General features: G+C 61.4%; 20 protein-coding genes. 13 read left to right on the top strand and 7 right to left on the bottom strand.

Annotated features, from left to right (window positions below; genetic code table 11):
- Positions 1 to 64: 64 nt before the first annotated feature.
- The 5 genes from AC1DXN_RS07060 (at position 65) to AC1DXN_RS07040 (ending at position 2,872) form a co-directional block, all read left to right on the top strand.
- A complete protein-coding gene (locus tag AC1DXN_RS07060; protein WP_023669061.1) occupies positions 65 to 313 on the top strand; it encodes a ParB N-terminal domain-containing protein in 249 nt (82 codons plus the stop codon).
- Positions 314 to 526: 213 nt separating this feature from the next.
- Positions 527 to 1,012: an SRPBCC family protein gene (locus tag AC1DXN_RS07055; protein ID WP_477269434.1), complete on the top strand. Its 486-nt coding sequence runs from the start codon at positions 527 to 529 to the stop codon at positions 1,010 to 1,012.
- Positions 1,013 to 1,038: 26 nt separating this feature from the next.
- Complete coding sequence (locus AC1DXN_RS07050) at positions 1,039 to 1,995, top strand: alpha/beta fold hydrolase (RefSeq protein WP_477269436.1); 957 nt, start codon at positions 1,039 to 1,041, stop codon at positions 1,993 to 1,995.
- Between the two features lie 164 nt (positions 1,996 to 2,159).
- Positions 2,160 to 2,558 carry a GFA family protein gene (locus AC1DXN_RS07045; protein ID WP_477269438.1) on the top strand — a complete coding sequence of 133 codons (399 nt, stop codon included), beginning with the start codon at positions 2,160 to 2,162 and terminating at the stop codon, positions 2,556 to 2,558.
- A gap of 116 nt (positions 2,559 to 2,674) precedes the next feature.
- Positions 2,675 to 2,872, top strand: coding sequence for a hypothetical protein (locus AC1DXN_RS07040; protein ID WP_477269440.1), 198 nt, complete (start codon positions 2,675 to 2,677; stop codon positions 2,870 to 2,872).
- Between the two features lies 1 nt (position 2,873).
- Here AC1DXN_RS07040 and AC1DXN_RS07035 read toward each other — a convergent pair whose 3' ends face one another.
- Entirely contained in the window at positions 2,874 to 3,788 is a 915-nt protein-coding gene (locus AC1DXN_RS07035) for a hypothetical protein (RefSeq protein ID WP_477269442.1), read from the bottom strand.
- Between the two features lie 307 nt (positions 3,789 to 4,095).
- On the opposite strand from AC1DXN_RS07035, the gene AC1DXN_RS07030 reads away from it, so the two are divergent.
- Entirely contained in the window at positions 4,096 to 5,154 is a 1,059-nt protein-coding gene (locus AC1DXN_RS07030; RefSeq protein WP_477269443.1) for a glycoside hydrolase family 25 protein, read from the top strand.
- 152 nt (positions 5,155 to 5,306) lie between these two features.
- Complete coding sequence (locus AC1DXN_RS07025) at positions 5,307 to 5,810, top strand: DUF2314 domain-containing protein (RefSeq protein ID WP_477269445.1); 504 nt, start codon at positions 5,307 to 5,309, stop codon at positions 5,808 to 5,810.
- Between the two features lie 27 nt (positions 5,811 to 5,837).
- On the opposite strand, the gene AC1DXN_RS07020 is transcribed toward AC1DXN_RS07025, so the two are convergent.
- On the bottom strand, positions 5,838 to 6,752 hold the full coding sequence (locus AC1DXN_RS07020; RefSeq protein ID WP_477269447.1) for a LysR substrate-binding domain-containing protein: 915 nt from the start codon (positions 6,750 to 6,752) through the stop codon (positions 5,838 to 5,840).
- Positions 6,753 to 6,857: 105 nt separating this feature from the next.
- Between AC1DXN_RS07020 and AC1DXN_RS07015 the strand changes: the two genes are divergently transcribed.
- The 4 genes from AC1DXN_RS07015 (at position 6,858) to AC1DXN_RS07000 (ending at position 9,331) form a co-directional block, all read left to right on the top strand.
- A complete protein-coding gene (locus AC1DXN_RS07015) occupies positions 6,858 to 7,028 on the top strand; it encodes a hypothetical protein (RefSeq protein WP_477269449.1) in 171 nt (56 codons plus the stop codon).
- Positions 7,029 to 7,069: 41 nt separating this feature from the next.
- The gene (locus AC1DXN_RS07010) at positions 7,070 to 7,678 is read left to right on the top strand and encodes a class I SAM-dependent DNA methyltransferase (protein WP_477269451.1); all 609 of its coding nucleotides are present in this window, start codon (positions 7,070 to 7,072) and stop codon (positions 7,676 to 7,678) included.
- Between the two features lie 107 nt (positions 7,679 to 7,785).
- Positions 7,786 to 8,223 carry a VOC family protein gene (locus AC1DXN_RS07005; protein ID WP_477269453.1) on the top strand — a complete coding sequence of 146 codons (438 nt, stop codon included), beginning with the start codon at positions 7,786 to 7,788 and terminating at the stop codon, positions 8,221 to 8,223.
- Positions 8,224 to 8,365: 142 nt separating this feature from the next.
- A complete protein-coding gene (locus AC1DXN_RS07000) occupies positions 8,366 to 9,331 on the top strand; it encodes a DUF3592 domain-containing protein (RefSeq protein ID WP_477269455.1) in 966 nt (321 codons plus the stop codon).
- Positions 9,332 to 9,408: 77 nt separating this feature from the next.
- Here AC1DXN_RS07000 and AC1DXN_RS06995 read toward each other — a convergent pair whose 3' ends face one another.
- The 3 genes from AC1DXN_RS06995 to AC1DXN_RS06985 all read right to left on the bottom strand — a co-directional run bounded on the left by AC1DXN_RS06995 (position 9,409) and on the right by AC1DXN_RS06985 (position 14,801).
- Entirely contained in the window at positions 9,409 to 10,059 is a 651-nt protein-coding gene (locus AC1DXN_RS06995; RefSeq protein ID WP_477269457.1) for an ImmA/IrrE family metallo-endopeptidase, read from the bottom strand.
- Positions 10,060 to 10,069: 10 nt separating this feature from the next.
- Positions 10,070 to 10,330, bottom strand: a complete 261-nt coding sequence (locus tag AC1DXN_RS06990; RefSeq protein WP_477269459.1) for a helix-turn-helix domain-containing protein — start codon at positions 10,328 to 10,330, stop codon at positions 10,070 to 10,072.
- 658 nt (positions 10,331 to 10,988) lie between these two features.
- Positions 10,989 to 14,801, bottom strand: a complete 3,813-nt coding sequence (locus tag AC1DXN_RS06985) for a vitamin B12-dependent ribonucleotide reductase (RefSeq protein ID WP_477269461.1) — start codon at positions 14,799 to 14,801, stop codon at positions 10,989 to 10,991.
- 730 nt (positions 14,802 to 15,531) lie between these two features.
- Here AC1DXN_RS06985 and gltX point away from each other — a divergent pair.
- Entirely contained in the window at positions 15,532 to 16,905 is a 1,374-nt protein-coding gene (gltX, locus tag AC1DXN_RS06980) for a glutamate--tRNA ligase (RefSeq protein ID WP_477242996.1), read from the top strand.
- Here gltX and AC1DXN_RS06975 read toward each other — a convergent pair.
- Positions 16,823 to 18,019 (bottom strand): DUF2865 domain-containing protein, encoded by a 1,197-nt coding sequence (locus tag AC1DXN_RS06975; protein ID WP_477269463.1) that lies wholly within the window; start codon positions 18,017 to 18,019, stop codon positions 16,823 to 16,825. The genes gltX and AC1DXN_RS06975 overlap by 83 nt on opposite strands.
- Positions 18,020 to 18,229: 210 nt before the next feature.
- On the opposite strand from AC1DXN_RS06975, the gene AC1DXN_RS06970 reads away from it, so the two are divergent.
- Complete coding sequence (locus tag AC1DXN_RS06970; protein WP_477269465.1) at positions 18,230 to 18,850, top strand: DUF1287 domain-containing protein; 621 nt, start codon at positions 18,230 to 18,232, stop codon at positions 18,848 to 18,850.
- Positions 18,851 to 18,855: 5 nt separating this feature from the next.
- On the opposite strand, the gene AC1DXN_RS06965 is transcribed toward AC1DXN_RS06970, so the two are convergent.
- Entirely contained in the window at positions 18,856 to 21,180 is a 2,325-nt protein-coding gene (locus AC1DXN_RS06965; RefSeq protein ID WP_477269467.1) for an NADP-dependent malic enzyme, read from the bottom strand.
- Between the last annotated feature and the right edge of the window lie 16 nt (positions 21,181 to 21,196).

Below are 21,196 nucleotides of genomic sequence, written 5' to 3'. Positions count from 1 at the left end.
CTTGGCCGTGTTGGCCAAACAGACTATCTCAAGGGCAGGCGGCATTTCTGCCGTGGGAGCCAAAATGCTGAGAGTGCAAAAGGTCAAGGTCGACGAAATCTACGTGCCGACCGCGCGCAAGAAGACGCTGCACCCCGAGACCGTCCGGCACCTGGCCGAGGACATTCTGGAAAACGGCATGAAGACGCCGATCCAGGTGCGCCATGACGGCAAGCGCCATATCCTGGTCGAGGGCCTGCACCGGCTGGAAGCGGCCAAGTGGCTCGGCGAAACCGAGATCGACGCCTATCTCGTGCAAGCCAAGCGCCACTAGAGCCTGTTCCATCCCGATGGAATCGGGATGGGGCTCTATTCCTGTGTTTGAGCATGATCTTTTCCGAAAACCGGTTCCCACTTTTCGGGATCATGCTCTAGGCTTCCAACTCTCTGTTCACCGCTCCCGTGAATTTTTTCGCCAGGCCGTGTCGGCTGGTGCTCCGTCGGTACGTCCTTGGGGCACAACCCAGATCAAACCGAGGAGACCATCATGACCACCAAGCTCGACATCGCCCCCGGCAATGACCGCGAACTGGCTCTTACCCGCATCATCGATGCGCCGCGCGAGAACGTCTATCGCTGCTGGACCGACCCCAAGCTGGTGACGCAATGGTTCGCGCCAAAACCGTGGACGACGCCGCGCGCCGAAATGGACGTGCGCACCGGCGGCTCCAGCGTTGTCGTCATGGCGGACCCCGACGGCAATGAATTCCCCAACCCCGGCGTTTTCCTCGAAGTCATCCCGGGCAAGAAGATCGTCTTCACCGACGCCTACACCGCCGCCTGGGAGCCGTCGGAAAAGCCGTTCATGACCGGCGTGCTGACCTTCGAGGACGAAGGCAACGGCAAGACCCGTTACACGGTGCGGGTTCGGCACTGGAGTGCCGCCGACCGCGAGCAGCACGAGAAGATGGGTTTTCACGAGGGCTGGGGCCAGTGCACTGAGCAGCTCGAGGAACTCGCCAAGACGCTTTGATGCCGGCAAGACCGGAGGAGATCGACATGTCCAGAACCTTGCTTTTCGCCATTTTCGCCTCGGTCGCGGCTTTGCTCGCAGCACCCGGCTCAACCAATGCAGAGGAGACAAAGCCCGCCATGACGACCGAGACCAAAACCCTGCCGAAGCCGGAAAAATCCGGCCTGCTGCCGATCGACAGCCTGAACTACTATTACGCCGTCTACGGCAAGGGCGAGCCGCTGCTTCTGCTGCATGGAGGTTTGGGCACGATCGATATGTTCGCACCGATCCTGCCCAGGCTTGCCGAGCATCGCACGGTGATCGCCGTCGACCTGCAGGGGCATGGCCGCACCGCGCTTGGCGAACGGCCGTTCGGTCTGGAAGCCATCGGCGACGACGTGGCCGCGATCGTCAAGGCACTTGGCTATGATAAGGTCGATGTCATGGGTTATTCGCTGGGCGGCGGCGTCGCCTTCCGCATGGCCGTCCAGCATCCCGAAGCGGTGCGCCGGCTCGTCCTGGTTTCGACCGGCTATGCAGCCGACGGCTTCTATGCCGAGATGCGCGGCCAGCAGGCGCAAGTCAGCGCCGCGGCAGCCGATTTCATGAAGGACACGCCGATGTACAAATCCTACGTCGCGGTCGCGCCGCATCCGCAGGATTTCCCGAAACTGCTCGATGCGCTCGGCAACTTCATGCGCAAGGATTACGATTATTCCGCCGACGTCGCCAAGCTCAAGATGCCGGTGATGCTGGTCTATGGCGACAGCGACATGTACCGGCCCGAGCATGAGATCAAGTTTTACCAGATGCTCGGCGGCGGACTGAAGGATGCCGGCTGGATGCGCGAGAACCTGTCGCAGAACCGCTTGGCCATTCTGCCCAATCGTACCCACTACGACGTCTTTTTCGCCCCGGAACTGACCGCCGCGGCGCTGCCTTTCCTCGATGGCGAGACCAGGGTGAAGACCTGGGACGAGGTCGTCAGCGAAACCGAATAGCCATCACCGGAAATGGCTGCCGGCCGTCCCAAAAGGGCGGCCGGTTTCTTGTGCCTGCTTTCGCATTCCCATCACGACAGTCGATACCATCATCAACGATTTTCAATTGACCGGGCCAATCCTGCCGTTACCTCTAGGCTTCCTCAGGAAAACGGAACCGGGCGATGGCTGGATATCAGGGCGGGTGCCTGTGCGGCGCGGTGCGTTACCGCACCGATGCGGTACCGATCAACGAACGCGTCTGCCATTGCCGGCTTTGCCAGAAGGTGATTGGCGCGGCCTTCAATGCGCGCGTGCTGTTTCGCATCGACGACGTGACCGTCGAGGGGGCGGTGGCGACGGTCAACACCTCACCCGACCTCAAGCGCGGCTTTTGCTCCAGCTGCGGGACGACCATGTTTTCCCGGCGCGACTCCGCCGGCATCGTCGGCATCACCACCGGCTCGCTCGACGATCCCTCGGTTTTCAAGCCGCAGATGCATATGTGGACAGCTTCGAAGCAGCCCTGGGTGCAGCTCGACGACGGCCTGCCGCAATATGAAGGCGCGCCGCCACCGAATTGAATCGTATAACCAAAATTTAATCCAAATAGACACGACATAGCCGGCAAAGCGTCATTGGCGAGCCATGATTGTCTCCTTATCTATGGGCTGCGGGCCGGCATTCGAGGAGGCGACGGATGAGCGACAGCATCAACACCCTGGACGAGCTTTTGAGCGATCCGATGGTCTTGCTGGTGATGGAGCGTGACCGCGTAAAACCCGAACAGGTGCGCATCTTGCTTGAACGCGCCCGTCGCCCCGCCGTCTATGGGCCGCTGGTGCCACCGGCGCATGTCGTCGCCAAGACCTGCCTGCAACAGTGGCTGGGCAGATAGGTCAGCCGGAGTTTGCCGGCAAATAGCTGTAATGGCTGCGGAAATAGGCCAGCTTGAAACCGAGCCGCGCATAGTTGCTATAGGCCGGACCGTCGCGGTCGGGGTGCGGCGCCTCGATGTCGGCGACAAACAGTTTCGCGCCGGCCGCAAGGCCGTCGCGAACCATGGCTTCGCCAAGCATGGCATCGAGATCGAAGCTTGGCGCCATGATGCCAGGCACCGGCGCGTCGATGCCGCTCCAGGCCGTGCCGTCAGCGCCGATGAACAGCGAGCGCACAGCCACGACCGCGCCGTCCCGCCGCGCCATGTAATGATGCCAACCCTGTCGGCCGACCAGCGCCTTGAGCCATGGTGAGGTCGGCAGCCGGTACTGGCTGTCGATGAAGCCAGCCCATTCGCCTGCCGTTGCAGACGTCACGCGCTCGACCGACACGCCCTCGATCGGGAAAAGCGGTTCAGCCGCCAGAGGGGCTGCCTCGCGAAAAATCCGTTCCCAGCCGCTCAGGCGCTGCAGGCCGCGCGCCTCGAGCCAGCATCTGAGCGCAGAAGGCTCGGCGTGCGGATTGGCATAAAACCATGGCCTCGCAATGCCGGCGGCGCGGTAATGCGCCAGGAGCGCGTCAAGCTGGCTCTCGGTGGCCGGGCCGGCGACGCCGAAATTCTTGACGCAGTTGAAATGGATGAACGGGATTGCCGTGCAGGTGGTCCAGACGAGATTGCCATCTTCGGCGATCGTCAGTCCGAGCCGCGCGGCAAAGTCGGCGGGAGCGGCTTGGTAAAGGTCCAGCCAGGCATTGACCTCGGCGCGTTCGATGGCGCGGCTGAAATCGCGGGAGACGTCCTCCATCGCAATGGCCGGTTGATGCGGTTCGGGCAGGGCGACGGGTTGCAATTCGGACAGAGCGGCGGACGACATGGGCTTCCTCCCGATTCATTACCTTACGATGTAAGGTTAGCGCAGAGTAATATTAACACGGAAGTTGTCAAGCGGGATTGGGGGACTGCATCCCACCGCCTCTTCGTCATCCTCGGGCGGAGCAGGAGCGAAGCGACGTCGCGTAGACCCTAGGATGACGAAGGCACGGTGGTGCTGCTCAACTCAACCGCTTATGGCTAATATTTGATTCAAACTTTGTTGGTAATTTCTCGTTAGTAATCGAAGCCAGTTTTGTCCGGCGGCGAGTGTTGGCCATCGGTCTGTTGTGTTCTGCGTACAGGTCCAGATGCGGTTATCAGGCGTCGTCATTTTCTCGGTCGCGGCTTTGTGCCTTGCCGGCTGCTCGTCGACGGCAGGCGTCGATGCCTTGCAAATGCCGTCCAACGAAACCACCAGTTCGGTCGTGCGGCCAAGCGTGCCGGTCGCGGCGGCTCCGGTGGAGACGGCCGTTCTCGCGCCGATGCGGTCCGATGCGGCGACCGACAATGCGCCACCCTTTTCCATGGTTGAGGAAGAAGAGGCCATGATCGCGCCTTCGCCGGCGCCGCAGGAGAGCGCCGAACCGCAGGCCGAGCCCATTGCCCTGATGTCGCCGCCGAAGCGGCTGAGCCGGGCGGCACCCGCGATGCTGGCCGGGCCGATCACGCGCTACGGCTTTCGTGACGCCAAGCCGATGAATTTCGGCAAGGTATCGCCAAGGCGCCTGGCCGTTCACGGCGTCGACATCTCGCGCTGGCAGGGCAACATCAACTGGGGCAAGCTGCGCGCGCAGGGCGCCAACTTCGCCTACATCAAGGCCACTGACGGCGGCGACCATCTCGATCCGATGTTCATGAAGAACTGGCGCAATGCCGATGCCGCCGGGCTGAAGCGCGGCGCCTATCATTTCTTCTACTGGTGCCGCACCGCCGGCGAACAGGCCGACTGGTTCATCCGCAACGTGCCCAGGATGGATGGCGCGCTGCCGCCGGTCATCGATGTCGAGTGGAACGGCGAGTCCAGCTGCAAGCGGCGCCCGTCGCGCGAAAAGGTGCTGGAGAAGATGCAGGTGTTCATGGACAGACTGGAGCGCCATTACGGCCAGCGGCCCATCATCTACACCAGCCCCGATTTCTACCGCGACAATCTACAGGGCGCCTTCCTGGATTACCCGTTCTGGCTGCGTGCGGTGGCGCGGCATCCCTCAAAAGTCTACCCCGGCCGCAAATGGCTGTTCTGGCAGTATTCCGGCTCCGGCCTGTCGCACGGCGTGAGCGGCCGCATCGACCTCAATGTCTTTCATGGCGACGAAAATGCCTGGCGCGCATGGGCGGGCGGGCGGCAAATGGTGGCTGACGCCGACTGAACGCCTCGCGACGCAGGCTGATGACGGCAGGGCCCTATGGTCGCCTTGGCTTGAATTTTCAGCGTTTCGCTAACGATCCGCTCACTTTGTCCTTTAGCGCTATCGCAACAGCCTTCCGGTAACGTGCCCGTGATCGGGTTTCGGAGGGGTCAATGCGCAATCCAGTCGTGGCAATCGCTGTTGTGGCCGGCGTCGGCTACGGGTTTTTCAACTCGCTCGCCCACATGCCGGGCACCGACACCTCGCTGGCGGAGTCGAAGCAAAACGTCGTCTCCTATTCCACCGAAGACAAGGCGATGCAGGCCGCCAAGAAGAGCGGCCGCTCGACGCTGCCGCGCTTCCACCAGCTGATCGCCGCCGGCACGCCCGGCACCTACACGGTGAAGTTCCCGCTGACGCAGAACGGCGCCACCGAGCACATCTGGCTGCAGCTGGTCGGCTACAGCGACGGCTCGTATATCGGCCTGCTCGCCGATGTCCCGGTCAACGGCAACAAGTACAAACTGGGTGACCGAATGACCGTGGCCGAGGCCGACGTCGAGGACTGGATGGTCAAGGACGGCAACGTCATCTATGGCGGCTACACCACGCGTCAGGCGTTTGCGGATATGCCCAGGGAACAGGTCGCAAAGTACGGGCTGACCTTCAAGGATTGAGGCGGTCCGTCGCTGCGCGCTGAAAGCCTATCGGGCCGCGCGCCTTTCGCGCTCGCGTATGTCCGCCGTCTGGGCCAGCACCCAATCGCGGAACACCTTGATCTTCGGTGTGTTGCGGCGGCTTTCCAGGTGCACCAGCCAATAGCCGTCGCCGTCGGATCCGACGATATCAAAGGGCTGTATCAGCTGTCCCTTCGCCAGCAGGGCACTGTAGAGGTTCTGGGTGAGGATTGCAGCGCCCTGATCGGTGATTGCCGCCATCGCATCATAGGTCTGCCCGCCAAGCGCCGGTCGCGCGATGACACGTCCGGGATCGAAGGCCACGCCGGCGGCTTCGAACCAGATTTTCCACCAGGGATCGTCAGGGCCGCATAGCGGCACCTTGTAGAGATCCTCGGGGTGGTGAATGCCACCGACGCTCGCGGCCAGTCTTGGACTGAGCATCGGCGTGTAGTCCGCCTTGAACAGATAGTGGGCGGTCAGACCGGGCCATTTACCAATGCCGGTCCGAATGCCGATATCCATGTCCTCGCGCGCGAAATCGACCAGCCGGGACGACGTGTCCACCTTCACGGCGAGATCGGGATGCATCAGCTGGAATGTTCCAAGCCAGACGGCCAGCCAGTTCGACGCAAACGTTCCCATCGTCGTGACGGAAAGCACTCCGGTCGCTCCACCCTTGGTGGCGAGCCACGCGTCAGCCAGGGCTGAGAACGCGCCGGTTGCCAGCGGTGCCAGCTGCTGTCCAGCCTCCGTCAGGGCGATCTGCCTTGTTTTTCTTATGAAAAGCGGCGTTCCTGCGCGCTCTTCCAACAGCTTGATCTGATAGCTGGCCGCTGACTGGGTCATGCCGAGTTCTTCGGCCGCCTTGGTGAAGCTGCCCAGCCGCGCCGCGGCCTCAAACACCCTGATAGCGCCTAATGGCGGCAGCTCCCAACCCATGACGCATCAATCCTCCTGATGCATGCTACGCGACGTTCGATTGGAAACCAAGACCGGAAAACGGCATGCTCCGTTCATCAGATCGAACCCCTGGAGGATACGGCAATGACCACCATCGCTTTCTACAACTCGCTTCGCCGTCCGATGCTCGACCTCTTCACCGCTCCGTTCAGACCCCGCAAGCGTGGCCTGCTCGACCACCGCGGCTTGTCGGACCACTTCCTGCGCGATATCGGCATGCTCGACGGACACGTTCCCAATGGCAGCATCCGCTGAGGCAAGTCTGTCTGATCGACGCAGAATGCAAGGGAGGGAAGATGAGCGTGTCATCGCAGGATCTGGCGAAGAGCCGTCAAACGATCAGTGCCTATGAGGACTATGCGGAGCGCTACGATGCAATCGTGCGGCATGTTCCCAACGAGAGAGAGCAGGCATCGCTGAAGCGCCTTGTGGCGATCGCCGGCACAAGCGGCCAGATTCTGGAAGTCGGGTCGGGAGCAGGATACGACGCGGATTTTCTGGAGAGTTTGGGCGTCAAGGTTCGGCGCACCGATGCAACCAAGCGGTTTCTCGGGCTGCAGGCCGCGCGCGGCAAGCATGGTGAGCTGCTCGATCTCATCACCGATGATCTCGGCGGCCCTTACGACGCAGTCCTGGCCCTGGCCGTCCTGATCCATGTGCCGCGCGACCAGACCGACCAGGTTCTTGCCAAGATAGCCGCATCGCTGCGACCAGGCGGCGCCTTCCTCGTCTCGATGCGCAATGGCGATGGCGAGACATCAGGCGAATATCACACAGTCTACTGGCGCAGGGACGACTTCGCGGCCCGTATCGAAGCCGCCGGGCTGGTCCTCATCAGGGACGATTTCAACTTGGGACGCGGCAGCGACGAATGGAACACGTTCCTGGCTGTCAGGCCGTCATGACGCGGCGCGGACTTTGCTTCTGAGAGACCGTTTGAAAATGGGATGGCGGTTTGAAGCGGTCCATGGTTCAAGCTTCTGATGTGGACAGCAGCTTGGAGATTGGAAACATGGCGCTCAAGCGGATGGACAACGTAGGTATCGTCGTCGAAGACCTCTCAGCGACGATTGATTTCTTTCGCGAGCTCGGCCTCGAGCTCGAAGGGCAGGGCACGATCGAAGGAGAATGGGCCGGACGCGTCACTGGACTGGGCGATCAGCATGTCGAAATTGCCATGATGCGCACACCGGACGGCCACAGCCGGCTCGAGCTCTCCCGCTTCCTCAGGCCGCCTGTCGTCGCAGATCACCGGAACGCTCCGGTCAACGCCCTGGGCTACCTCCGCGTCATGTTTACCGTGGACGACATCGACGACACGCTTGAAAGGCTCAGCAAGCGCGGCGCGCAGCTCGTCGGCGAAGTCGTCCAGTATAAAGACGTGTATCGGCTCTGCTACATCCGTGGGCCTGAAGGGCTTCTCTTCGGACTCGCCCAGGAACTCAGCTGAGCGCAATACGAGCGCGCCCGCGCCGTCTGTTCGAGATCTCCACGGTCGGCCGCGTTCTCCCCAAGCACCAGTTCGCAAATAGACATCGGCTTTGCCTTGATGTCTATTTGCAGCTCCTGCACCCTTGGGCATCGGAGGCGAGTTGGAGATCAAATTTCTGCTGGTCGGCTTTGCCTGCGTGATCGCCGGCGTGTTGTCGCTTATCACCTTCGTCAAATGGCGAGAGGTGCGGGCAATGAGCCACTGGCTGCCGACGCCGGGAAAGATCATCTCGTCGCGCGCCGAGGCACGCAAGGTGAGGGTCTCGGGCGTTGGCGTGGACAGCAACGATGCCACAGAAGTCCGCAATTTTCCGGCAATCACCTTCGAGTACAAGGTGGGCGGCAAGAAATTTCGCGGCTCGCGCTACAGCGTGAAGGAGAATCTGGGGAATTTCGAAGTCGCCGAAACGCTTGCGCAGTTTCCGAGCGGCGCCGAAGTGACCGTCTTCTACAATCCGGCCGATCCGAGCAAAGCCGTGATCGAGCGCACCCTGCCGGATGGCGCCTTCAAGTTCATGGTCAAGCTTTCGGCCGGGCTGGTGATCGGCGCGGTGGTGCTGGTGTTTTTTGTCGGCGGTGCTCTCGACGCGATCGGGCCGCATCTGCCCAAGCCTGAGAATCTCGGCCCAGCCGTGCTGCTGCTGTTCATCGGCCTGTTTATCCTGCTCATGGGCATCGCCCATAAAGTGATCGCCCGGCGGGCGAAGAAATGGCCGGTCGCCACTGGGCGCATCGATGCGTCAGGCCTGGAGGCGCTCCGCGCCCATGGAATCTATCGAAGCTGGCGCACCGTCTTCCGGTCTCGCATCGTCTACAGCTATAGCGTCGCCGGCCAAAATTACACCGCCGACCGCGTCACCTTCGGCGCCAACGTGACGGCTTCGCTGCCAGGCCTCGTCAGCGGCCAGGCGCGGCGCTATGTCGAGGGCAGCAAGGTCGACGTGCACTATGACCCCGCCAACCCGGCCTCGGCGGTGCTCGAATGCCGGGTGCGCGGGCTCTGGCTGCTGTGGGTCTGTTCGGTTGGTTTTCTTGGTGCTGCTGCGTGGCTGGTCGGGCTGGTTTGAGGCGTTGGAAGCGGCTCGCGACAAGGAGCGGCCTAGAGCCCGCTCGCAATATCTAGACAGTGCTAAATCCGAAAGAACTACCTCAACCGCATTGAAAAGACAGGCGCCCGCCCAGCTTTCTCTTCGGAGAAGAACTTCAAACGAACGCCAGCAGAGAATATGTCGATCTTGGCTCTTTTACTCAGGTCCGCAACGCTTACACAGCATTCTACCAAATAATCGGGTGCCATCAAGCATGCTGCAAATATGTCCGCTTGGCGTTCTGTATCTCGATAAAGAGGTATGCCGCGTATTTTTAATTCGTCTACGGATTGCACGCTCGATTTGTACTTGAAGCTAAAATGAGGAGTTCTGTTTGAATAATCGCTGTGAAGAACAGCATGGCCAAGCTCGTGCGCAAGAAGTATTCGTGCCCATCCGTCACCGTTGTAAGCGTCTTCGTAGAGTTTTTCCGTGATGTATATTATTTTCTCGTTGAGGTCTGTAAAAGCAATTGAAATTTCTTTGTCAGAGCTAGCCTCCAGCACCTTCATCATGTCATCTGAAGTCAGAATGGCAAGAGAGAACCCCGGAGCAAATATATCGATCTTAAATTCTATCAGATCCAAGATATCGATATGCTCGACAGATCCTTTGTTTATGTAGTTCCATCTCGAAATTAGGCGTTCTGCCTCTTTCTTTATGTTTCGATCGCTGCGTTTTGGCCCGTAAAATCGGATAGCTTCCATGGCCAGCGCCTCAAATTTGATTCTGATTTGCCGCTACTTGCGGGTTGTTGCCACGCGCATCCAGAAGAAAATGATCCCGATCAACCTTCAGTTTGGATTTTGCTGCGGCAACAAACTCTGGTGTGGGTTCGCCACCGCGCTCCACGTAGGAAACCAGAGCAAGGCGAACTTTGAAAGCGGTCGCTACATCTCGATAGCTTAAGCTTCTTTCGGTACGGGCCCGCCTCACCGCAGCGCCATAGCCCACATCATCAAAGTAACGTGGTGGCATCTGAGAAACTCCTTCGATCGTGTCTGACGTAACTCGGCGAATACGAAGCCCATCTCGAATCACTAAAATTCTAGCCGCATAATGGGAAAAGTCTATAAAAAATCAACATAGTGGTATGGCTTGCTGCAATGACACCACATATAGCACGAGCGAGCTTGACAAGGTTGTCTGCCGGTCACAGCGAGGCGACCGGCAAACCTAGTCTTGGCGCGCTATTTTTTGCGTGACGGTTCGTTCCTGGTGTCCCCGTAACCGGGCTTGGGGACTCGCTCGACCGTGGTGGTGTTGGGGCGGCGCTCTGCTTCCTTCACAGGAATGAATTGGCCGCTCTTCGAGCTACGTCCAATGTCGAAAGTCTTGCGTTCATTGGTAGTCATTTGGGTATCTCTCTTTGGAAATGCCTCAGCTACCTCGACTCCAAGAACCGACTCCCCGTATAATGTCCTTGCGACAGGAGAGGGGATTTCGATCTCTTCGCCCCGCGTGGGCTTCGGCTTATTCGCGGTATCCAAAGCCGATCCGAAAGGGTCGGCTTTGGTATTTCAGATGGGCCTCATAAAGCTTTCTTTATTTGTTTCTCGTTTTGTTCTGCTTTGTACTTTCGGCCCGATCTTGCGACCGGGCCGACCATGTTACGTTTTAGCGCTTCAGACTCCCCTCAGCTGCACCCGCTCGTCGCGCCACAAGTATCGCACTTCTCACAGGTCCCGTTCCGCACCATGGTAAAGTTCTGGCACTCGGAGCAGGAATTGCCGGTGTAGCCCTGGAGCAGCGACTTGGCGCGGCGGTCGGCGGCGAGTTTCTTTGCCTCGGCGGCCTCAAGCGCTGCCGTGTCGGTGAACAATGCTGCGGTTGCGTCGGCTGCGGTGTCGGAAGCAGCGTCCACCGCTTCCTCGAAGGCGATGTCCTCGGCCAGTTCCTTCGCCCGCTCCTCATAGTCGCGCTTGTAGCCGATCGCCTGGTCGGCCTTCAGCGCCGTTGCCGTGGCCGACGACAGCGCCAGCACGTTGGAGCCGGAGAAGGCGGCTGTCGGCGCCGAGCGGGCAGGGGCGCCCGCCGGGGCCGCAAAGCCCTTCGGATCGTTGCCGGTCACGCGCGACACCAGCTTTACCGGCGAGGCGCCACGGGTCAGGCCCTTGGAGACGGCGTCGGTCTTGCCTTCGCTGATGCCGCGACCAAGCGCGGTGTTGGAAAAGTCCGACTGGTCGACATGGGCGAGGTCGTTGCGGCCGAGATAGGAGATGGCGAGTTCGCGGAACACGTAGTCGAGAATCGACGTCGCGCTCTTGATGGCGTCGTTGCCCTGCACCATGCCGGCCGGCTCGAATTTGGTGAAGGTGAAGGCGTGCACATATTCGTCGAGCGGCACGCCATATTGCAGGCCGAGCGAGATGGCGATGGCGAAATTGTTGAGAAGGCCACGCAGCGTGGCACCCTCCTTGTTCATGTCGATGAAGATCTCGCCGAGACGGCCATCGTCATATTCGCCGGTGCGCAGGAAGATGGTGTTGCCACCGATCTTGGCCTTTTGCGTATAACCCTTGCGGCGTCCCGGCAGCTTCTCCTGCTCGCGCGACACGCGCTCGATGATGCGCTCGACAATCCGCTCGGTGATCTGCGCCGCGCGTGCTGCCGCCGGGGCCTGGATCAGCTGCTCGACCATGTCGTCCTCGTCCTCCTCGCCATCGGCGAGCAGCGAGGAATTCAGCGGCTGCGACAGCTTGGAGCCATCGCGATAGAGCGCGTTGGCCTTCAGCGCCAGCTTCCACGACAGCATGTAGGCGCCCTTGGCGTCTTCCACCGTCGCGTCGTTCGGCATGTTGATGGTCTTGGAGATGGCGCCGGAGATGAAGGGCTGTGCCGCAGCCATCATCTGGATGTGGCTGTTGATTGACAGCGAACGCTTGCCGATCTTGCCGCACGGGCTGGCGCAGTCGAACACGGCGAGGTGTTCGGCCTTCAGGAACGGTGCGCCTTCCAGCGTCATCGCACCGCAGACATGGATGTTGGCGGCCTCGATCTCCTTCCTGGAAAAGCCCAGCGCCGGCAGCATCTCGAACGAGAAATCGTTGAGCTGCTCGTCGGTGAAGCCAAACGTCTCCTTCACCCAGTCGGCGCCCAGCGTCCACTGGTTGAAGACGAACTTGATGTCGAAGGCCGACTTCAGCGCCGCATTGAGCGCCGCGATCTTCTCGTCGGTGAAGCCCTTGGCCTTGAGCGAGCCGGGGTTGATCGCCGGCGCCTGGTTCATGTTGCCGTGGCCGACAGCGTAAGCCTCGATCTCTGCCAGCTGGGCTTCCGAATAGCCAAGCGTGCGCAGCGCCTCCGGCACGGCGCGGTTGATGATCTTGAAGTAGCCGCCGCCGGCCAGCTTCTTGAACTTCACCAGCGCGAAGTCGGGCTCGATGCCGGTGGTGTCGCAATCCATGACCAGGCCGATCGTGCCGGTCGGCGCGATCACGGTCGCTTGCGCATTGCGGTAGCCATGCTCCTCGCCGAGCTCGATGGCGCGGTCCCAGGCAGCCTTGGCGTGCTCGACAAGCTCCTGCTGCTTGAGGTCGGAAGCGACCAGCGGCACCGGGTTGACGGCGAGCTTCTCGTAGCCCTGCTTTTCGCCATAGGCGGCACGGCGGTGATTACGCATGACGCGCAGCATGTTCTGCGCGTTGCGGTCGTAGTCGGCGAAGGCGCCGAGTTCGGAAGCCATCTCGGCCGAAGTGGCATAGGCGATGCCGGTCATGATCGCGGTGAGGGCGGCGCAGATGGCGCGGCCTTCGTCGGAATCATAGGGAATACCAGACGTCATCAGCAGGCCGCCGATGTTGGCGTAACCGAGGCCGAGCGTGCGGTATTCATAGGACTGCTTGGCGATCTCCTTGGATGGGAACTGCGCCATCATCACCGAGATTTCGAGAACGATGGTCCACAGCCGCACCGTGTGCTCATAGGCGGCGATATCGATCGTGCCATCGGCATTGCGGTAGGGCAGCAGATTGATCGAGGCCAGGTTGCAGGCGGTGTCGTCGAGGAACATGTATTCCGAGCACGGGTTGGAGGCCCGGATCGCACCGGCCGAAGCGCAGGTGTGCCAGTCGTTCATCGTCGTGTTGAAATGCAGGCCCGGATCCGCCGAAGCCCAGGCGGCGTAGCCGATCTTTTCCCACAGGTCGCGCGCCTTTAGCGTCTTCAGCACCTTGCCGTCCTTGCGGGCGGTCAGGTGCCAGTCGGCGTCCTGCTCGACGGCGCGCAGGAAATTGTCCTTCAGCGACACCGAATTGTTGGAGTTCTGGCCCGAAACCGTGAGGTAGGCATCCGAATCCCAGTCGGTGTCGTAGGTCTTGAACGACATCGAGGTGTAGCCCTGCTTGGCGAACTGGATGACGCGGTAGATGTAGTTCTCCGGCACCGCATTCTTCTTGGCCGCCTTGATCTCGCGCTTCAGCGCGGTGTTGATCGACGGATCGAAGCAGTCGTCGTCATGGCCTTCGCAGTTGATGCAGGCCTTCATGATCGCTTCGAGGTGCTTCTTGACGATCTTCGAGCCGGTGACCAGCGAGGCCACCTTCTGCTCTTCATTGACCTTCCAGTCGATGAATTCCTCGATATCGGGGTGGTCGGCGTCGACAATGACCATTTTCGCGGCGCGGCGCGTCGTGCCGCCCGACTTGATGGCGCCCGCCGCACGGTCGCCGATTTTGAGGAAGCTCATCAGGCCGGACGAGCGGCCGCCGCCCGACAGCTTTTCGCCTTCGCCGCGCAGCATGGAGAAGTTGGAGCCGGTGCCGGAGCCGTATTTGAACAGGCGCGCTTCACGCACCCACAGGTCCATGATGCCGCCCTCGTTGACGAGATCGTCCTGCACGCCCTGGATGAAGCAGGCATGCGGCTGCGGATGCTCGTAGGACGACTTCGACTTGGTCAGCTTGCCGGTGAACGGGTCGACATAGAAATGGCCCTGGCTCGGGCCATCGATGCCATAGGCCCAGTGCAGGCCGGTGTTGAACCATTGCGGCGAATTCGGCGCGACGCGCTGCGTGGCCAGCATATAGGCGAGCTCGTCGCGGAAGGCGCTCGCGTCTTCTTCCGACTTGAAGTAGCCGCCCTTGTAGCCCCAATAGGTCCAGGTGCCGGCAAGGCGGTCGAACACCTGGCGGGCGTCGATCTCGGAGCCGTAGCGCTCGGCCTCCGGCAGTTTTGCGAGTTCGGCCTCGTCGGCAACGGAGCGCCACAGGAAGGAGGGGACGTCGTTCTCCTCGACCTTCTTCAGTCGTGCGGGAACGCCGGCCTTGCGGAAATACTTCTGCGCCAGGATGTCGGCGGCAACCTGGCTGAACTGAGCCGGCACATCGATGTTATCCAGGCGGAACACCACCGAGCCATCCGGATTCTTGATCTCCGAAAGCGCCTTGCGGAATTCGATCTCCGCGTAAGCCGATTGCCCTTGCTTGGTGAAACGCCGCTCGATGCGCATTGTCCGATCCCTTTTGTCTATATATAGCGCTTTTCCCCAGGGATTTCTGCCCCCAATAGCGAAAAGCGCAGTCCGCCGTTTGCCGGCGTTCGAAAACAGCCGGCTCTCCATTTCACAGTCTCCGCCGTCCTGCTGGTCAAAACACCTTGCGAAGCGCCTGTCCAACTCTGCGACGAACCCTGCGAGTCCCTCAAAACTGATTTTTTGTCGATTCCCTCACCCGAGGGAAATTCACACTATCTAGCGTCGAACCTACCTGCAAACACTAAATATAGTGTTAACAGACAATTTATTCCAGTCCGACAATTCGCCCTATCGTCCCCCACGCCCCCACAATCCCAACGCTTCCGCCAGCCTCGTAAACGGGCGGAAATACGGGCAAAAACGCACATAATCCGGGAAAAAGACCGGGCTCAGAACTTTCCGGTCACGCTCTCAACAGGAACGCATGGCCTATAAAAGGCGACTCGTTTTGCGCCGTCAAGGATTCGTTTCTGAAGCTTTTATGACCCCAACATCTTGTGTGTCACATATGTGGATAACGGGGATAGATTGCCCCTCGGGAAAGCCCGGTTTTCCCGGCGTACCACCATAGGTGGGCGATCCATCCGGGGCATGCACGGCCGCATCCAGTCCACAGCCTTTTCATTTCGGCTGGCATGTTCTATGTCTGGCGCCTCGCGCGGGGGCGCGTCTTGTCAACCATAAAAGCATCCATTACGCCCCGCTCATGACAGTTACCGTCCGTTTCGCCCCTTCACCGACCGGCCGCATTCATATCGGCAATGCGCGCACCGCTCTGTTCAACTGGCTGTTTGCCATGAACAACAAGGGCCGCTTCATCCAGCGCTTCGATGACACAGACATTGCCCGCTCAAGGCAGGAATTTGCCGACGCCATTCTCTATGATCTGCACTGGCTGGGGATTTTCCCTGACGCCACCGAATACCAGTCGCGGCGCGTCGACGCTTACGATGCTGCGGTCGAACGGCTGAAGGCGGCGCGCCTCCTCTATGCCTGCTATGAGACGCCCGAAGAACTCGATCTGAGGCGCAAGGTGCGCCGCACGCGCGGCCTGCCGCCGGTCTATGGCCGGGAGGCGCTGACGCTGACGCCAAGCCAGATCGCCGAATACAAGTCCGATGGCCGCCGGCCGCACTGGCGTTTTCTGCTGCCCAATTTCACCAACGACCCTCAGCAGCCGGAACGCACCGAAATCCACTGGAACGATCTGGTGCGCGGCGAAGAAACCGTCGACCTCGCCTCGCTTTCCGATCCCGTGCTGCTGCGCGAGGACGGCACCTATCTCTATACGCTGCCATCGGTGGTCGACGACATCGAGATGGGTGTCAGCCATGTCATCCGCGGCGACGACCACGTCACCAACACCGGCGTGCAGATCGCCTTGTTCAAGGCGCTGGGTGCCGAGCCGCCGATCTTCGGTCACCACAATCTGTTGACCACGGCTTCGGGCGAGGGGCTGTCGAAGCGCACCGGCGCGCTGTCGATCGAGAGCCTGCGCGAGGATGGCATCGAACCGATGGCGGTAGCGTCGCTGGCCGTGCTCGTCGGCACCTCGGAAAATGTCGTGGCGATGCATGACATGCGGGAGCTTGCCGAGCGCTTCGATCCGGCCGCGACGTCAAAATCCGCCGCCAAGTTCGATCCGGACGAGCTTTTCGTGCTCAATCGCACGCTGCTGCACAAAATGCCGTTCGCCGAGGCGCGTGACCGGCTGGTGGTGTTCGGCATCTCCGGCGACAAGGCTGAAGCCTTCTGGCTGGCGGTGCGCGGCAATCTCGACACGCTGGCGGACGCCGTAAACTGGTGGCGCATCCTCGGCGAAGGCCCGCAGGAGCCGCCGGAGTTTTCCGGAGAGGATCGCGAGTTTCTCGAGCAGGCGTTCGAATTGCTGCCTGAGGAACCCTGGAACGGCACGGTGTGGAAGGATTGGACCGGCAAGGTCAGGGAAGCAACCGGCCGCAAGGGCAAGGCGCTGTTCATGCCGCTCAGGCTGGCGCTTACTGGACTGCCTTCCGGGCCGGAGCTTGCAGATCTATTGCCGCTCCTGGGTCGGGAAGGAACGCTGGCCCGACGACCCTGACCTTGCGCTGATCCGGCGGCAGCACTGACGACGTGACAGGCTTGGCGGACAGGCGCTTGATCACCTCGCGGTCGAGCCCGCCTTGCATATTGGCCAGCGTCTCCGGGTCGGCGCCTGGATCGGGCTTGGCGACCGGCACCGGAACGAACGACGTCGTCTCCGTATTGGCCTGCGACGGATCCGGCGGGTTGCCGCCGATGATCTCGAAATTCTGCGCAGCATTGCAGCCGCAGGTCGGCGGGCGCGGTATGTTGGTCTGCTTGTAGAGATAGGCTCTCGGCAACTCGCTATACGGCCTGCCAGTCACCGACGATGTCATGTTGGCCGAATCTTCGTCCATGCCGCGCGAATAGAAAACCTGCATTTCGGTGCCCGGGCAGGCCGATTCGCAGTTCTTCTGGTCGCGTTCGAAGTCGCTCAGCGAGGCCGCGTTCGACATCGGGAAGAAATAGCCGTCGCATGTGCGCACGCACATCGTGTGGAACTCGCCGCCGACGCTAGGGAAATCCGGGACGCCGGGTTGGTTGAGCACCCGGCGGATGTTGCGCTCCTCGCCGGGATCGTCGGGTTGGTCGAGCGTGTCGACCGTATCGGATTGGTGGCTGCCGCCACCGAAAAGCTGCTCGAACAGATTTCCATTGCCACTGTCGCGGTTTGCCTCCTGGACGGGTGCGCGCTGCGGCGCAACGGCGTCGTCACGACAATCATTGGCGTCGAGCGCGGCCAGGATGCGGCTGCGGTCGCGCCGCGAACCGCCGCCGGCGAGCCGCGCGCGCTTGGCCTGCAAAGCGTCGAGATTGGCATTCATGCGGTCGATGGTGCTGTTGAGCGCGGCGCATTGGTTGACGTTGCGGGAAAACAGTGAAAAGCCGCAATTGGCATCGCTCGCCCGGCCGCGGACCTTGGCAAGCTGTTCGCGCTGCCGATCGATGGCATCATCGTATCGTCGCAGGATCGCCGAGCCGCCGCCGCCATTTGAAGCTGCCGCGAGTTCGGCCTCGAGCTGGCGACAAAGGCGCGATGCGGCCTGCGGCTCGGTGACAGAAATGGCAGACAACGCCAAGGCGCCAAGCAGCGCAGCAAGGTGCGTCAGCTTCCACCCTCCGCCCATCATTGCCCGAAACCTCGCTTGCTTGCCTGTTACGATGCTACCGGATTCGCGGTTAACCGTTCGCTCAAATCTACAACCAAAGATGGCCTTAGCCCATAGACGCGCCGGCGCAGGATGTTCGGACAGACCTGCAATAGCGACTCCAGCACTGCATGAAAAAGGCGTATTCGCCCGGGAAAACTGCTTGGATCCAGCAAGGCCCGGAGGCTTGGCGTGAGCGCGATTACCCGTCGAGCCGCACTGCAGTTCGGGCTGTTGTGTTTGGTGACGCCCGTCGCCATGGCGCAGGAGAAACCCGACGCGCCGGATTGGCGCACCAGACTGGTCGATGCCGCCCGGGAACAGATCGGCGTCACCACCCTCTACGATCCGACCTATGTCCGCATCGGTTATCCCGGCGGCGATGTCGCGCCGGAGCGGGGCGTGTGCACCGATGTCGTGGTCCGCGCCTATCGCCGCGCCTTCGATCTCGATCTGCAAAGGCTGGTGCATGAGGATATGGCGGCCAATTTCGCTGCCTATCCGAAGATCTGGGGGCTGAAAGCGACCGACCGCAATATAGACCACCGGCGGGTGCCCAACCTTGCTGTCTTTTTCGGGCGGCGGGGTGTCTCCTTAGCCGTCAGCCAGGATCCCGCCGACTATTTGCCGGGCGATCTCGTCACCCAGATGCTGGCACCCAACGTGCCGCACATCGCCATCGTCTCGTACAATCGTTCAGCCGCAGCGCCGGAAAGGCCGCTGGTCATCCACAATATCGGGCGGGGCGCCCAGGAGGAGGACACCTTGTTCGCCTTCGAGCAGACGGGGCATTTTCGCTTCGCGCCGGCCTGAGAGGTTCACCCCAGATCGACCACCGCTTGCGCCTTGTGGGCGGCTTCGACCACCGCCAGCGCCGTCATGTTGACGACGCCGCGCGAGGTCACCGACGGCGTCAGAATGTGCGCCGGTTTGTCTGTGCCGAGCAGGATCGGACCGACATGCAGCGCGTCCATCATCGTGCGCAGCGTGGTGAGCGTGATGTTGGCGGAATCGAGGTTGGGGAAGACCAGCAGATTGGCTTCGCCCTTCAGCCGTGAATGCGGATAGACGCGCTGACGCAGGTGCTCCGACAGGGCTGAATCGGCATGCATCTCGCCATCGGACTGCAGGTCGGGCGCTATCCGCGCCAGGATTGCCGCTGCCTGACGCATCTTCAAGGCGCTCGACGAATCGCGCGAGCCGAAATCCGAATGCGACAAAAGGGCGGCCTTCGGCTCGATGCCGAAGCGCTGGATTTCTTCCGCCGCCAGCACCGTCATCTCGGCGATTTCTTCCGCCGTCGGATCGACGGAGACATGGGTGTCGGTGAGGAAAATGATGCCGCGCTGCGAGATCAGCATCGAAAGTGTCGACAGGTCTCGGTCCCTGACGCCAGCACGTGGGCCTATGACGAGCGTCACGTTGCGCAAATGGCGCTCGAAACGCCCTTCAAGCCCGCAGATCATGGCATCGGCGTCGCCGCGCTTCAGCGCAAGTGCCGCGATCACCGTGTTGTCGGTGCGCACCATGGTGCGCGCGGCTTCCGTCGTCACGCCACGCCGTCCCGCAAGTTCGATCAACAGGTCGACATAGTGGCGATAGCGCGGATCGTCTTCGGGGTTGATCAGGCCGAAATCGACGCCCGGCCTGATGCGCAGACCGTAACGCTTCAGCCTGACTTCGATGACGTGCGGGCGGCCGATCAGGATCGGCTCGGCGATGCCTTCCTCCAGCACCACCTGGGCGGCGCGCAGCACGCGCTCGTCCTCGCCATCGGCATAGATGACGCGCTTAGCGCTCGACGCCTTGGCCGAGGAGAACACCGGCTTCATGACCAGGCCGGAGCGGAAGACGAAGCGGTTCAGCTTGTCGATATAGGCGGCGAAGTCGGTGATCGGCCGTGTGGCGACGCCGGTCTCGCACGCAGCCTTGGCGACCGCGGGCGCAATGCGCAGGATCAGCCTCGGATCGAAGGGTGAGGGGATCAGGAATTCCGGGCCGAAGATCGGCGTTTCGCCGGAATAGGCCCGCGCCGCGACATCCGACGGCTCTTCGCGGGCCAGCGCTGCGATTGCCCGAACCGCCGCCATCTTCATCTCTTCGTTGATGGCCTTGGCGCCGCAGTCCAGCGCGCCGCGAAAGATGTAAGGAAAACAAAGTACATTGTTGACCTGATTGGGAAAATCCGAACGCCCGGTGCAGATCATCGCATCGGGGCGCGCCTCTCGCGCCGTTTCCGGCATGATCTCGGGATTAGGATTGGCCAGCGCCAGGATCAGCGGTTTTGGCGCCATGTGCTGCAGCAATTCCGGCTTCAGCACACCGGCGGCGGAAAGGCCGAGGAACACATCGGCGCCTGGAATGACATCGGCCAGCGTGCGCGCCTCGGTGTCCTTCACATAGGGGTCTTTCCAGCGGTCCATCTCATCGATGCGGCCCTTGTAGGCGACGCCGAAACGGTCGGTGACCCAGATGTTTTCGACCTTGGCGCCGAGCGAGACCAGAAGATTGAGGCAGGCAAGCGCGGCGGCTCCGGCGCCCGAGGTGACGATCTTGATGTCCGAAATGGTCTTGCCGGCGAATTCCAGGCCGTTGAGCACGGCGGCAGCAACGATGATGGCAGTGCCGTGCTGGTCGTCATGGAACACCGGAATGCCCATGCGGGCCTTCAGCTGTTCCTCGACCTCAAAACATTCCGGCGCCTTGATGTCCTCGAGGTTGATGCCGCCAAAGGTCGGTTCCAGTGCCGAGATCGTCTCGACCATGCGCTCGATCCCCGGCGCGTCGATCTCGATGTCGAACACGTCGATGCCGGCGAATTTCTTGAACAGCACCGCTTTGCCTTCCATCACCGGCTTGGAAGCCAGCGGGCCGATATTGCCGAGACCGAGCACCGCCGAACCATTGGTGACGACACCGACCAGATTAGCCCGCGCCGTATAGTCGGCGGCGGTCTCGGGATTGTCGCGGATTTCGAGGCAAGGGGCGGCGACGCCCGGCGAATAAGCGAGCGCCAGGTCGCGCTGGTTACCGAGCGGCTTGGTCGCCTGTATCTCGAGCTTCCCCGGCGTCGGGAATTTGTGAAAGTAGAGCGCGGCTTCGTCGAGATCCGACCGTGCCGTCTTGTTGCTTTCGCCTTCCATGCCGGCCTCCCTGCAA

The sequence above is a fragment of the Mesorhizobium sp. P2_H9 genome, from assembly GCF_056403215.1.
The sequence above is the reverse complement of the archived record's forward strand: the minus strand, read 5'-3'. Positions and strand labels throughout refer to the sequence as shown.